We start from the raw sequence: 12096 nt of genomic DNA on the forward strand, positions 1-12096 counted from the left end.
CCTACTCCTCGACGAGCAGCTTCTCGCGCAGCTGGGCCAGGGTCCGGGCCAGCAGCCTGGAGACGTGCATCTGGGAGATGCCGACCTCCTGCGCGATCTGCGACTGCGTCATGTTGCCGAAGAAGCGCAGCAGCAGGATCCGCTTCTCGCGCGGCGGGAGGTCCTCAAGGAGCGGCTTGAGCGACTCGCGGTACTCGACGCCCTCCAGGGCCTCGTCGTACGCGCCCAGTGTGTCCGCGACCGCCGGGGACTCGTCGTCCGTGTCGGGGACGTCCAGGGACAGCGTGGAGTAGGCGTTGGCCGACTCCAGGCCCTCCAGGACCTCCTCCTCCGAGATGCCGAGCTTCTCGGCCAGCTCGTGGACGGTGGGGGAGCGGCCGTGCCGCTGCGACAGCTCCGCCGTCGCCGTGGTGAGCGAGAGACGCAGCTCCTGGAGCCTGCGCGGGACGCGGACCGCCCAGCCCTTGTCCCGGAAGTGCCGCTTGATCTCGCCGACGACCGTCGGGGTCGCGTAGGTCGAGAACTCGACCCCGCGGTCCGGGTCGAAGCGGTCGACCGACTTGATCAGGCCGATGGTCGCGACCTGGGTGAGGTCGTCCAGCGGCTCGCCGCGGTTGCGGAAGCGGCGCGCGAGGTGCTCGACGAGCGGGAGGTGCATACGGACCAGCCGGTTGCGGAGCTCCGCGTACGCGGCACTGCCGTCCTCCAGCTCACGCAGCTCGACGAACAGGGCACGCGCTCCGCTGCGGTCCGTCGGGGAGTGCTGTGTGGCCTGCGCCGTCTGTGCGCCCTGCGCGTCGTCTCGTTCGTGCTCGCTCATCGTCCCGCCCGTCGACCTTCCCCGAATTCGCGCATCAGCTCGAACAGGGGAGACCTCGCTTGGCCCTTCCAGGGGCGCACTCTGCACGGCACCTTCCCGATCCAGCTGCCCGTCGTCCATGAAGCCGGCCTCCGAGGGGTCGTCCTCCGGGTGCGGCCGGGCCTGCTCGGGGATGCCGGAGACGCCGGCGATGCCGGAAATGGCGTCCGCCGTGTCCCGCGGCCCGTCGGGGCCGCCGCTGCCCGCCGCGGGCAGCTCCCGTGTGCCGCGCTCTTCGTCCCGCACCGGCCCGTCCCCGTTCCTCACGCCGGCCCGGGTCCCGCGCCGCGCTTCTTGTAGAGACTGATCGACACGGTCTTGTCCTCGGCGACGGTGGAGTCGACCTGGCCCGCGAGGGCGGACAGGACGGTCCAGGCGAAGGTGTCACGCGCGGGGGCGTGACCGTCCGTGGTCGGCGCCGAGACCGTGACCTCCAGGGAGTCGTCGATCAGCCGGAACACACAGCTGAGTACGGAGCCGGGCACGGCCTGCTGAAGCAGGATCGCGCAGGCCTCGTCCACTGCGATGCGCAGGTCCTCGATCTCGTCGAGGGTGAAGTCCAAACGGGCCGCGAGACCGGCCGTGGCCGTACGCAGCACCGACAGGTAGGCACCCGCGGCCGGCAGCCGGACTTCCACGAAGTCCTGGGTCGCGGGCTCGCCTGCGAACTGGGACACCCTCACCTCCAAGGTGGTACAAGCTCTTTCGGGGGCCGAGGGTCGCCCCCCGGGGTAACGCGATACGTGGTTCAGCGGTGACGCTACCGCGCTCTCGACTTTCCTGTCCCCGGGACCCCAGCCCCTTGCTGTCACTCATAGTAAACATACGGATACGCACAGTGGCTAGGGGTTCTGCGGGCCCAATTGGGAACAACGAGCGCCGGGTTGACGTACCCAGACGTCAGACGGTCGAACCGTCCGGATCCAGGGTCACACGAGTACGCCTCCGGTCACCAATGCCCCTGCTCACACGCGTGCGAGGTCGGGTGGACGACGATACGCGGCTTCCGCGCGGTCATACGAGGACATGGTCCACGAAGCACCAGCGCCAGCTCTCGCCGGGTTCGAAGGTGCGCATCACCGGATGCCCGGTCTCCTTGTGGTGTTCTGTCGCGTGGCGCATGGGCGAGGAGTCACAGCAGCCGACGTGGCCGCAGTCCAGGCACAGGCGCAACTGCACCGGATGGGTACCGGCCGCCAGGCACTCCGGACAGGTCTCGCTCTTGGGCTTTGGTTCCGGGAGCGGCAGCGCGTCGGCATGCGTGCACTGTTTCATGATTGCCAGGTTACGACGGGTGCGCGGAAAGCCGCGCGGAAACCAGATGGGGTGCCGGATGGGGCGGGAAACGAGAGTGGGCCGAGACCGATGCAAGTGATGCCACTGCTCATGCTGGTCGCGGGCAGCGCCGCCATCGCCGCCGCGGCCCGCCGCACGCCTGTCCCGCCGCCGCTGCTGCTGGTCGCGGCCGGCCTGGTGTTCGCGTACGTCCCCGGGGTGCCCGACTACGCCCTCGACCCGCATGTCGTCCTGCCGCTGATGCTGCCCCCGCTGCTGTACACGGCGGCCGTCGACAGCTCGTACCTCGATCTGCGTGCGCAACTGCGGCCCGTGGCGCTGCTGTCGGTGGGGTACGTGCTCTTCGCGACCCTCGTCGTCGGCTGGGCCGCTTATCAGATCGTGCCCGGGCTGCCGCTGACCGCCGCGCTGGTGCTCGGCGCGGTCGTGGCACCGCCGGACGCCGTCGCCGCGACGGCGATCGCACGCCGGGTCGGGTTGCCGTCGCGGGTCACCACGATCCTCCAGGGCGAGTCCCTGGTGAACGACGCCACCGCGATCACCGCGTACCGCGTCGCCCTCGCGGCGGCCATCGGAGAGGGCGCGACCTGGGCGGGCGGGATCGGCGAGTTCCTGCTCGCGGCGGTCGGCGGCATCGGGATCGGACTGATCCTGATGATGCCGATCCATTGGCTGCGCACGCACCTGAAGGAAGCGCTGCTCCAGAACACCCTCTCTCTGCTGATCCCCTTCGCGGCGTACGCGGTGGCCGAAGAAGTGCACGCCTCCGGGGTTCTCGCGGTGGTGGTTGTTGCGCTTTATCTCGGACATCGCGCGTGGGAGGTCGATTTCGCGACCCGTCTCCAGGAGGAGGCGGTCTGGAAAATGGTTGCCTTCGTTCTCGAATCGGCCGTCTTCGCCCTGATCGGCCTGCAACTGCCGGTCGTCATGGAGGGACTTGGGGCGTACGAGGGTGTCGACGCCGCCTGGTACGCGATCGCCGTCTTCCTCGTGGTCGTAGTCACCCGGTTCGCCTGGGTGTACCCCGGGACGTTCGTGCCCCGGCTGCTGTCGGCGCGGATCCGGGACCGGGAACCGAACCCGACCTGGAAGGGCGCGTTCGTGATCTCCTGGGCCGGGATGCGGGGAGTCGTGTCCCTGGCCATCGCCTTCTCGATCCCGCTCACGATGGAGGGCGGCGAGGATTTCCCGGAACGGAACCTGGTGCTCTTCCTGACCTTCACGACGGTCATCGGCACGCTGGTCGTCCAGGGGCTGACGCTGCCCCCGCTGATCCGTCTGCTGAAGCTGCCAGGGCGTGACGTGCAGGCCGAGACGCTTGCGGAGGCGAACGCCCAGGCGCAGGCGTCCAGGGTGGCGCAGCAGCGCCTGGAGGGCCTGCTGGAGGACGAGCGCAACGCCCTGCCGCCCCCACTGGCCGACCGGCTCCGTAGCGTCCTGGAACGCCGCCAGAACGCCGTCTGGGAACGGCTGGGCTCGGTCAACCCCGTGACCGGCGAGACGGTGGACGACACGTACCGGCGGCTGTCCCGGGAGATGATCAGCGCGGAACGGGAGATGTTCGTGCGGCTGAGGGACGGGCGCTACATCGACGACGAGATGCTGCGGACGCTGCTGCGACGGCTGGACCTGGAGGAGGCGGCGGCGTTCCGGGAGGCGGAGTGAGGGCGACGTCCGTCACGGGAACGGACGGCCGGTGATCACCGCCGCGACGGTGGTCCCGCGCGCGAACGCGCCTTCCTCCGCCAGGGCGACAAGTCCGTACAGCATCTTGGCGACATAGAGACGTTCCACGGGTACGTCGTGACGGGCCTCGAAGTCGTCGGCGAAGGCGTGCAGTTCGGGGGTCGTGCGGGCATAGCCGCCGAAGTGGAAACGGTGGTCGAGGGTCCAGGAGCCGCGGGGGCCGCCGAAGGCGAGGTCCTGGAGGGCCCGTATCTCCGCGTCCAGGAAGCCGCCCTTGAGGACCGGGATGCCGAGGGCGTGCTGGTCGGGGGCGAGGCCTGCGGCCAGGCCGGCGAGGGTGCCGCCGGTGCCGCAGGCGACCGTGACGACGTCGGCGTGGCCGCGCAGCTCCTCGCCGAGGGCGCGGCAGCCGCGTACGGCGAGGGCGTTGCTGCCGCCCTCCGGTACGACGTAGGCGTCGTCAGCGTCGGCCTCCTTGCGGATGGCGGCGAGGACGGCGGGGTCGGTCTTGCGCCGGTACGTCGATCTGTCGACGAAGTGCAGGCGCATGCCGTTCGCCGTGCAGTGGGCGAGGGAGGGGTTGAGAGGGCGGTCGGCGAGTTCCTGGCCGCGGACGACCCCGACGGTGGGCAGGCCCAGGAGGCGGCCGGCGGTGGCTGTGGCGCGCAGGTGGTTGGAGTAGGCGCCGCCGAAGGTGAGGATCGGGCGTCCGGCGGTGGCGTCCAGGTTGGGGACCAGCTTGCGCCACTTGTTGCCGATGAGGTCCGGGTGGATGAGGTCGTCGCGCTTGAGGAGCAGGCGGAGGTGGTGGCGGGTGAGGCGGGGGTCGGTGAGTTCTTGGAGGGGGGCGGGGAGGGGCACAGCGCCATTTTCGCCCCTGCCGCCCCTACCCGTTCCCATCCCTGGGGGCTGCCGCCCCCAGACCCCCGCTGTCGGCCTGAACGGCCTCGTCCTCAAACGCCGGACGGGCTAAAAGATCAAGCCCCGGCCGGGGTTGGTATTTCAGCCCGTCCGACGTTTGAGGACAAAGGGGGGTCTGGGGCGCAGCCCCCAGGGATGGGAACCCCTACTTCAAGCGGTCCCGTACCCGTTCCCTCAGCCACTGCATGCTGAAGCCCCGTGGGTCGATCTTGCCCGGTTGCCATTCGAGGTGGCCGATGACCGACCGTTCCGTCCAGCCGTGGTGGCGGCACAGGGCCGCGGCGACCTTCTCGATCGCGTCGAGCTGGGCCGGAGGCCAGGGGTCCTCGCCGTCGCCGAGGTTCTCGCACTCGAAGCCGTAGAAGTGCCGATTGCCGTCCGTGTTCGCCTCGTTGTCCGGCGGAAGGAGCTTCTCGGCGATCACCGCCCGCAGCACGTCGTCGTCGCCCAGCCCCGCGTGGTTGGCCCTGCCGTAGCCGACGAGGTGGACGCAGCCGTCCTTGGTGATGACGCCGTGGCACAAGGGGCCGGGCAGCTCGGCGTAGCCCTCGCGGCAGAGTTCCACCGTGCGCTCGCTGCCCTGGGTCACCGTGTGATGGATCATCACGCCGTGGACCGGGCCCCAGGGACCCTTGTGGTTGCGGTTGTGGTGGGTCCAGTCGCCGACCTCTACGACGGTGACGCCTTCGTCCCTGAGCCGGTCCAGGAATGTGGCCGCGGACATGGGTGGGGCCATGACCGTCTCCTTACGCGCTGCGCGACGGTCACCGGTCGTGACCGCCTCGTACCGCAGCTTGTACCGGAATCCAACGGTCAGGGGCGAATTGTTCGGACGGTGTGCGAGCCGATCCGGTCACTGGCGCAGGAACGCGTCCCCGTTCACCGCGATGTGACTCTCCAGGGCCTGAAGGGCCCGCTGGGTCGCGTCGGGGGAACCGCTGCCGCGCCGCTCCGCGTAGTACGCCGCGCCCAGTTTCTTGAGCAGGTCGCTGCCGGCCCGCTGGGTCTGCACCTCGTCGAGCTTCTGCTTGCCCTGCGTCAGGCCGCGCTGTGCCTGTTCCTTGGCGCGGTCCAGGAAGCCTGCCATCAATGTCTCCTCGTTCGTAGTCCGTCAAAGGCTCGAACGGTCGGTGCGATCTTGAAGTTCCCGAAACGGAGAGAAGGAGACGGTAAAAGAGGTCTTTTCCGTTCGTGCGGTCGAACGAGTTGGCGAAGAACCCCTTTGTGCCCACTCCGGGGATGATCCATTCCCGCTCATTCGTGTAATAGCACTGGCACGTTCGGTGCGGAAGGCTGGTGCGCGCAGGCGTCCGATGCGAAGCGAACCCGAGAGGGATCGGTGCATCGGCGCATTTAAGAGTTGACCGGGAGGGCAGTTCCTTATGTCGGTAGGCGAAGAGATCCGCACGGAGCAGGACAAGCCGCAGCAGAGTCTCGGCACATCGGCCGCGCGGAATCTGGCCACGACCACCAAGTCCGTCCCCCAGATGCAGGAGATCAGCTCGCGCTGGCTGCTGCGCATGCTCCCCTGGGTGAATGTGCAGGGTGGTACATACCGTGTGAACCGGCGGCTCACCTACTCCGTGGGAGACGGCCGTCTGACGTTCGTGAAGACCGGTGACCGCGTGGAAGTGGTCCCCGCCGAACTGTCCGAGTTGCCGGCCCTGCGGTCCTACGAGGACGAGGAAGTGCTCACCGAGCTGGCCCGGCGCTGCCAGCAGCGGGAGTTCACACCTGGTTCGGAGATCGCCTCGTTCGGCAGCCCGAACGACGAGGTGTTCCTGCTGGTGCACGGCAAGGTCGAGAAGATCGGCACGGGTCCGTACGGGGACGACGCCGAACTCGGCATGCTGGCCGACGGCGCGTACTTCGGCGACCAGGCACTGCTCGACCCCGACGCCCTCTGGGAGTACACGGCCCGCGCGGTCACCACGGTCACCGTGCTGACACTCTCCCGTCAGCACTTCGAGCAGGTCACCGAGCGTTCCGACTCGCTGCGCGACCACCTCCAGGCCCTGCGGGCGATCCCGGAGCAGGCCGCCAACAGGTACGGCGAGAAGGAGATCGACCTCGCGGCCGGTCACGTCGGCGAGGCTGACATCCCGCGCACCTTCGTCGACTACGAGGCCAGGCCCCGCGAGTACGAACTGAGCATCGCCCAGACCGTGCTGCGCATCCACTCCCGCGTGGCCGACCTCTACAACCAGCCGATGAACCAGACGGAACAGCAGCTCCGGCTCACGGTCGAGGCCCTCAAGGAGCGCCAGGAGCACGAACTCATCAACAACCGGGAGTTCGGACTGCTCAGCAACTGCGAGTACGACCAGCGGCTCCAGCCGCACGACGGCGTGCCCAGCCCCGACGACCTGGACGAGCTGCTCAGCAGGCGGCGCGGGACCAAGTTCCTGCTCGCCCACCCGCGCGCGATCTCCGCGATCGGCCGCGAGCTGAACAAGCGCGGACTCGTCCCCGAGACGATCGACATGAGCGGCAACCGCATCCCCACCTGGCGCGGTGTGCCGATCTTCCCGTGCAACAAGATCCCGGTCACCGAGGCCCGTACGACCTCGATCATCGCCATGCGTACCGGCGAGGCCGAGCAGGGGGTCATCGGGCTCCAGCAGGCCGGTATCCCGGACGAGATCGAGCCCAGTCTGTCCGTGCGGTTCATGGGCATCAACGAACAGGCCGTCATCAACTACCTGGTGACGGCCTACTACTCGGCGGCCGTCCTGGTCCCGGACGCCCTCGGCGTGCTGGAGAACGTCGAGATCGGCCGCTGGCGATGACTCCGTCCCACGGCCCGGCCGAGACCATCGAGACCCTGGATCCGGAAAGGCGGAGCCCCATCGGCAGTCCGGTCGGCAGTCCGGCGGAGAGGCCTTCGGCGAGTTCGCCGGAGTCCGGGGCAGGGGAGCGGCCGGCCGTGGGCGCAAGTCAGGCGAACCAGTCGGGCCTGCCGAGGCCGCCGAGGCGGGCGGAGTCCCCCGTACGAGCACGGGGGACGGGGGAGGAGCGGAGGGCGTCCGGCGGGGCGGACGGGCAGGACGCCGCCCTCATCCTGGAGCAGGCCCGGGCCGTGGTCGATCCCGCGCTGCGCGGGGCGATCGACTCGTTGCCCGGGTCCATGCGCCGGGTCGCGCTCTACCACTTCGGGTGGGAGCACGCGGACGGCACCCCGGCGGCGGGCAACGCGGGCAAGGCGATCCGCCCCGCGCTCGTGCTGACCGCCGTGGCGGCGCTCGGCGGACGGCGGGAGACAGCCGTACGGGCCGCCGCGGCGGTGGAGCTGGTCCACAACTTCACCCTGCTGCACGACGACGTCATGGACCGGGACACCACCCGCAGACACCGGCCCACCGCGTGGACCGTGTTCGGCGACGCCGACGCGATCCTCGCCGGGGACGCCCTGCACGCCCTGGCGCTGCGACTGCTCGCCGAGGACCCGCATCCGGCGTCCGCCACCGCCGCCGCCCGGCTCGCGTCCTGCGTCGTCGAGCTGTGCGAGGGGCAGCACGCGGACACGGCCATGGAGAAGCGGGGCCCCGACGAGGTCACCCTCGCCGAGTGCCTCGCCATGTCCGAGGCCAAGACGGGCGCGCTGCTCGGCTGCGCCTGTGCCCTCGGAGCGCTGTACGCGGGCGGGTCGGCCGCGGACGTCGAGGCGATGGACGCGTTCGGCCGGGAGGCCGGGCTCGCCTTCCAGCTCATCGACGACGTGATCGGGATATGGGGGGACCCGAGCCGCACCGGCAAGCCGGCCGGGGCGGATCTGGTCGCCCGCAAGAAGTCCCTGCCCGTGGTCGCCGCACTGGCCTCCGGCACACCGGCGGCCACCGAACTCGCCGAGTTGTACGGGGTTCCGTACGACAAGGGGCAGGAAGGGGCGCTGGAGCGGACGGTGCTCGCCGTCGAACGGGCGGGCGGCCGGGACTGGGCGCAGCTCCAGGCGGCCGACCGGATGGCCCGCGCGATACACGAACTGTCCCGCGCGGTCCCCGACCCGGAGGCTGCGGGCGGCCTGCTGTCCCTGGCCGAGTTCGTCACCCGCCGCACCACCTGAGGCCCCGGGGCCGTCCGGGGAGGGGTGTACGGCCCTGACTCCGTACGCCTCGCACCGGCGGCTCCGGCCGGCGGGTCCCGCACATCCCCACGGTGTGCGGGCCCCGTCACAACTCCCTCACCCATTAGGCTCAACCGCCATACGATCAACGGCGGTTGGGACAAAGGGGCGGGCCATGGGCGTGGCGATACGTACGGCGGACGAGAGAGACCGGGAGCTGGTCGTGCGGCTGCTGGACGATGCCTTCCAGGACGACCCGGTGAGCAGCTGGGTCTTCCCGGACCCGGCACACCGCCGCGCGACGCATCCCCGCCTGATGGCGGCCTTCCTCGACATCGTGCTCGCCGAGGGCCGCGTCGACCTCGCCGAGGACGGTTCGGCGTGCGCCCTGTGGCTGTCCGTCCCCACCGACGCCCACCCGGAGGGCGACGAAGGGGACGCACAAGGGGACGAGGGCGACGACGCCGCCCAGATGCGCGAGGCCGTCGATCCCGACAACGAGCGCGTCGAACTGATCGCGCGGCTGACGGCCGGGATCCATCCCTCCGGGCGCGCCCACGAATACCTCTGGATGATCGCCGTCGCACCGGGCAGCCAGGGCCAGGGCCTGGGCACGGCCCTCGTCCAGAGCGTCCTCGACCGCTGCGACCGCGAGGGAACGGCCGCCTACCTGGAGGCGAGCAGCGCCCGCAGCCGCACGCTGTACGAACGCCTCGGCTTCGATCACCTCGACCGCCCCCTCGACCTCCCGGACGGCCCCCGCATGTGGCCCATGTGGCGCGAGCCCCAGAACTGACCGAAGGAGAACGGCTTGCGAAGGCTCAGCTACTTCGTCGCCTGCTCGATCGACGGCTTCATCGGGGACGAGGGCGGCGACGCCTCCTTCATGTACCCGTTCGTCGACGAGCAGTTCCTGGAGTTCCTGAAGACCGAGTACCCCGAGACGATCTCCACCGGCGGTCGCCGCGCCCTCGGCCTCGACGACCTCCCCAACCGCCGTTTCGATACGGTCGTCCAGGGCCGGGCCAGTTACGAGGTCGCCCTGAAGGAGGGCATCACCAGCCCGTACGCCCATCTGCGTGAGTACGTCGCCTCGCGCACCCTGGGGGAGTCGCCGGACCCGCACGTCGAGATCATCGCCGCCGATCTGGTCGCCAGGGTCCGGGAACTCAAGGCGGAGGAGGGCGAGCTGGGCATCTATCTGTGCGGCGGTTCGCGGCTCGCGGGTGAGCTGATCGACGAGATCGACGAGCTGGTCGTCAAGACGTACCCGATCGTCCTCGGCACCGGCATGCCGATGTTCGGCTCCGGTTTCGAGGTGTCGGAGTTCGCGCTCGACGAGGTGCGCCCGTTCAGGAACGGGGTGCTGGTGCGGACGTACGGCAGAAAGAGCTGAACCGGCGGGGAGCGCCCCGGCGGCTCCCGCAATACCCTGGGGGTATGGGCAGCGAAGAGCACGACTGTCCCGTCTGCGGGCAGCATGTGGCCACGGTGATACGGCGGCACAAGACCCTGGGCGCATGGGTACCGAAGTGGGTCGCCGGGCCGTGCCGGAATCCCGAGTGCGAGGCGTACGCCGATCCGGCGGCCGAGGTCGAGGCCGGCCCTCTGCGGGCGGCCGGGTCGGGGCGGTCCGAGCCGAAGGAGCGGTCATGAAGTACCTGGTGATGGTGCGCGGCACGCAGGCGGACTACGACGCCCAGAACGGCAAGGCGGCCGAGGGCGGTCCCGCCTGGACCGACGACGACATCCAGGCCATGTACGCGTACATGGGCGCGATCAACGCCGACCTCGCCAGGACGGGCGAGTTCCTCGACGGGAACGGCCTGGCCGAACCCGCGCGGATCCGGCACGTCACCGCAGGCAAGGACGGCGGCACGGTGATCACCGACGATCCGTACGGCGAGAGCGAGGAGCTGATGGCCGGCTACTGGCTCCTGGAGTGCGCGAGCCTGGAGCGGGTCACCGAGATCGCCGCCCGCGTCACCCGCTGCCCGGTCCCGGACGGCGTACCGGAGCACCCCGTGGAGATCCGGCCCGTCCTGGACGATCCCAGGGAGCAATGAACGGCCCGTACCGCGGTCGGGGCACGGACCCTTAGGTTGGGTTCATGTCAGAGCTGCCGTACATAGTCCACCTCACCGAACGCGCCCTCTGGGAGGCGGCCCGCGCGCGGGGCACGTACGAGATGTCGACGCGTGGGCGCACCCTCCAGGAAGAGGGCTTCATCCATTTGTCGACACGCGCCCAGCTCCCGGCCGTGGCCGCCTTCCTGTACGGCTCCTACGACGGCCCCGACGACCTGGTGGTGCTGGTCGTGGACCCCGCGCGGCTCGACGCACCCCTGAGGTACGAGGCCGCGAAGCCGGGCGGCGAGGAGTTCCCGCACGTCTACGGGCCGATCCCGGTGGGTGCCGTGGTGGACGTCGAGATGTGGGAGTGATCCGGCAGGCCGCCCGTTTCGGGGTCGCGGCCGGTCAGGCAGTACGTGCCGCCCGCCGGGTCGCGCATGACCGTCCAGTGGGAGAAGGGGGCGACGGTCGTGGCCCCCAGTTCCTCGTGGCGGGCCCGGGTCGCCGCGATGTCGGCGCAGGCCAGGTCCAGGTGGGCGGAGGCGCCGGGCCGGTCGGTGTCGAGGCGCTGGAGGAGGACGCGGACCGGGAGGCCGGCCGGGGGCCTGAGGACGTGGAACTCCGGGAGTGAGCCCGTGAGGGAATCCCAGGCGGTGAGGCGCTCCCAGAAGGCGACCTCCGTGTCGAACGCGGTCGGCGGGACGTCCACGCACACCTGGTCGAGTCGGCTGCCGTCGACCACGGGCGGCCGTACCGACTCGCCGTGCCAAGGCACCGCGCAGAACAGTTGACCGGCGGGCGAGCGCAGCACGGCCCATCCGGTGTGGGCGCCGACGACCGTCGCCCCGAGCGCCGTCGCCGATCCGACGAAGGCGTCGACGTCCTCGACGGCGAAGTCGAGATGGGCGCCGCCGTCCCCGGAATCCACCCCCTGGACCTTGACGCAGGCGTCGCCCGTGCCCGGCAGCAGGGTCGTGAACTCGCCCTGGTCGCCCCGGGGTTCGGAGAGGCGGGTGTCCGTGACGGCGGTCCAGAACGACTGGGCGGGGCCGAGGAGTCCGGCGGGCCGGTCGATGAAGGCGTAGGTCCAGCGGATGCCCATACCAGTGCTCATGGGGTGATCGTAAGGTGGCGGTCGTCCACGTCACCTGCGTTTTTTCCAGGAACAGCCTTTGCCCGCAGTTCGTCGCGAATACGCC

At 70.2% G+C, this 12096-nt stretch carries 15 protein-coding genes; 8 read left to right on the forward strand and 7 right to left on the reverse strand.

The annotated features are described in order from the left end of the window. Position 1 precedes the first annotated feature (1 nt). The 3 genes from ACFYXF_RS07840 to ACFYXF_RS07850 all read right to left on the reverse strand — a co-directional run bounded on the left by ACFYXF_RS07840 (position 2) and on the right by ACFYXF_RS07850 (position 2134). Positions 2-1105: an RNA polymerase sigma factor SigF gene (locus ACFYXF_RS07840; RefSeq protein ID WP_389348684.1), complete on the reverse strand. Its 1104-nt coding sequence runs from the start codon at positions 1103-1105 to the stop codon at positions 2-4. A gap of 17 nt (positions 1106-1122) precedes the next feature. Next, positions 1123-1536, reverse strand: coding sequence for an anti-sigma regulatory factor (locus tag ACFYXF_RS07845; RefSeq protein WP_053744517.1), 414 nt, complete (start codon positions 1534-1536; stop codon positions 1123-1125). 337 nt (positions 1537-1873) lie between these two features. Further along, positions 1874-2134, reverse strand: a complete 261-nt coding sequence (locus ACFYXF_RS07850) for a UBP-type zinc finger domain-containing protein (protein WP_389348685.1) — start codon at positions 2132-2134, stop codon at positions 1874-1876. A gap of 90 nt (positions 2135-2224) precedes the next feature. Between ACFYXF_RS07850 and ACFYXF_RS07855 the strand changes: the two genes are divergently transcribed. Then, positions 2225-3820, forward strand: a complete 1596-nt coding sequence (locus ACFYXF_RS07855) for a Na+/H+ antiporter (protein ID WP_389348686.1) — start codon at positions 2225-2227, stop codon at positions 3818-3820. Between the two features lie 12 nt (positions 3821-3832). Here ACFYXF_RS07855 and ACFYXF_RS07860 read toward each other — a convergent pair whose 3' ends face one another. The 3 genes from ACFYXF_RS07860 to ACFYXF_RS07870 form a co-directional block, all read right to left on the reverse strand. After that, entirely contained in the window at positions 3833-4741 is a 909-nt protein-coding gene (locus tag ACFYXF_RS07860; protein ID WP_389348687.1) for a 1-aminocyclopropane-1-carboxylate deaminase/D-cysteine desulfhydrase, read from the reverse strand. A 166-nt stretch (positions 4742-4907) separates the two neighbouring features. After that, on the reverse strand, positions 4908-5498 hold the full coding sequence (locus tag ACFYXF_RS07865; RefSeq protein ID WP_389348688.1) for an N-acetylmuramoyl-L-alanine amidase: 591 nt from the start codon (positions 5496-5498) through the stop codon (positions 4908-4910). A 117-nt stretch (positions 5499-5615) separates the two neighbouring features. Continuing rightward, positions 5616-5849, reverse strand: a complete 234-nt coding sequence (locus ACFYXF_RS07870) for a hypothetical protein (RefSeq protein ID WP_235474924.1) — start codon at positions 5847-5849, stop codon at positions 5616-5618. A gap of 295 nt (positions 5850-6144) precedes the next feature. On the opposite strand from ACFYXF_RS07870, the gene ACFYXF_RS07875 reads away from it, so the two are divergent. The 7 genes from ACFYXF_RS07875 (at position 6145) to ACFYXF_RS07905 (ending at position 11268) form a co-directional block, all read left to right on the forward strand. Beyond that, positions 6145-7551 (forward strand): family 2B encapsulin nanocompartment shell protein, encoded by a 1407-nt coding sequence (locus ACFYXF_RS07875; RefSeq protein ID WP_389348689.1) that lies wholly within the window; start codon positions 6145-6147, stop codon positions 7549-7551. Positions 7552-7688: 137 nt separating this feature from the next. Further along, the gene (locus ACFYXF_RS07880) at positions 7689-8825 is read left to right on the forward strand and encodes a family 2 encapsulin nanocompartment cargo protein polyprenyl transferase (RefSeq protein ID WP_389348690.1); all 1137 of its coding nucleotides are present in this window, start codon (positions 7689-7691) and stop codon (positions 8823-8825) included. Between the two features lie 175 nt (positions 8826-9000). Next, on the forward strand, positions 9001-9621 hold the full coding sequence (locus ACFYXF_RS07885; protein WP_389348691.1) for a GNAT family N-acetyltransferase: 621 nt from the start codon (positions 9001-9003) through the stop codon (positions 9619-9621). Between the two features lie 15 nt (positions 9622-9636). Further along, the gene (locus ACFYXF_RS07890; RefSeq protein ID WP_389348692.1) at positions 9637-10221 is read left to right on the forward strand and encodes a dihydrofolate reductase family protein; all 585 of its coding nucleotides are present in this window, start codon (positions 9637-9639) and stop codon (positions 10219-10221) included. A 44-nt stretch (positions 10222-10265) separates the two neighbouring features. Continuing rightward, entirely contained in the window at positions 10266-10481 is a 216-nt protein-coding gene (locus ACFYXF_RS07895) for a hypothetical protein (RefSeq protein WP_389348693.1), read from the forward strand. After that, the gene (locus tag ACFYXF_RS07900; protein WP_389348694.1) at positions 10478-10891 is read left to right on the forward strand and encodes a YciI family protein; all 414 of its coding nucleotides are present in this window, start codon (positions 10478-10480) and stop codon (positions 10889-10891) included. Before ACFYXF_RS07895 ends, ACFYXF_RS07900 begins: the two co-directional genes overlap by 4 nt. A gap of 44 nt (positions 10892-10935) precedes the next feature. Next, entirely contained in the window at positions 10936-11268 is a 333-nt protein-coding gene (locus ACFYXF_RS07905) for a DUF952 domain-containing protein (protein ID WP_389348695.1), read from the forward strand. On the opposite strand, the gene ACFYXF_RS07910 is transcribed toward ACFYXF_RS07905, so the two are convergent. After that, positions 11217-11999, reverse strand: coding sequence for a VOC family protein (locus tag ACFYXF_RS07910; protein ID WP_389349005.1), 783 nt, complete (start codon positions 11997-11999; stop codon positions 11217-11219). The two genes, ACFYXF_RS07905 and ACFYXF_RS07910, sit on opposite strands and share 52 nt — an antisense overlap. Between the last annotated feature and the right edge of the window lie 97 nt (positions 12000-12096).

The sequence above is a fragment of the Streptomyces sp. NPDC002680 genome, from assembly GCF_042889145.1.
GTDB lineage: Bacteria > Actinomycetota > Actinomycetes > Streptomycetales > Streptomycetaceae > Streptomyces > Streptomyces adonidis.

What these genes read in the sequence shown, in the direction of transcription:
- ACFYXF_RS07910 (WP_389349005.1), bottom strand. Translation starts at nt 11,999, where the DNA reads ATGGGCATCCGCTGGACCTACGCCTTCATCGACCGGCCCGCCGGACTC.
- ACFYXF_RS07900 (WP_389348694.1), top strand. Translation starts at nt 10,478, where the DNA reads ATGAAGTACCTGGTGATGGTGCGCGGCACGCAGGCGGACTACGACGCC.
- ACFYXF_RS07885 (WP_389348691.1), top strand. Translation starts at nt 9,001, where the DNA reads ATGGGCGTGGCGATACGTACGGCGGACGAGAGAGACCGGGAGCTGGTC.
- ACFYXF_RS07870 (WP_235474924.1), bottom strand. Translation starts at nt 5,849, where the DNA reads ATGGCAGGCTTCCTGGACCGCGCCAAGGAACAGGCACAGCGCGGCCTG.
- ACFYXF_RS07855 (WP_389348686.1), top strand. Translation starts at nt 2,225, where the DNA reads ATGCAAGTGATGCCACTGCTCATGCTGGTCGCGGGCAGCGCCGCCATC.
- ACFYXF_RS07860 (WP_389348687.1), bottom strand. Translation starts at nt 4,741, where the DNA reads ATGGGAACGGGTAGGGGCGGCAGGGGCGAAAATGGCGCTGTGCCCCTC.
- ACFYXF_RS07905 (WP_389348695.1), top strand. Translation starts at nt 10,936, where the DNA reads ATGTCAGAGCTGCCGTACATAGTCCACCTCACCGAACGCGCCCTCTGG.
- ACFYXF_RS07875 (WP_389348689.1), top strand. Translation starts at nt 6,145, where the DNA reads ATGTCGGTAGGCGAAGAGATCCGCACGGAGCAGGACAAGCCGCAGCAG.
- ACFYXF_RS07865 (WP_389348688.1), bottom strand. Translation starts at nt 5,498, where the DNA reads ATGGCCCCACCCATGTCCGCGGCCACATTCCTGGACCGGCTCAGGGAC.
- ACFYXF_RS07850 (WP_389348685.1), bottom strand. Translation starts at nt 2,134, where the DNA reads ATGAAACAGTGCACGCATGCCGACGCGCTGCCGCTCCCGGAACCAAAG.
- ACFYXF_RS07895 (WP_389348693.1), top strand. Translation starts at nt 10,266, where the DNA reads ATGGGCAGCGAAGAGCACGACTGTCCCGTCTGCGGGCAGCATGTGGCC.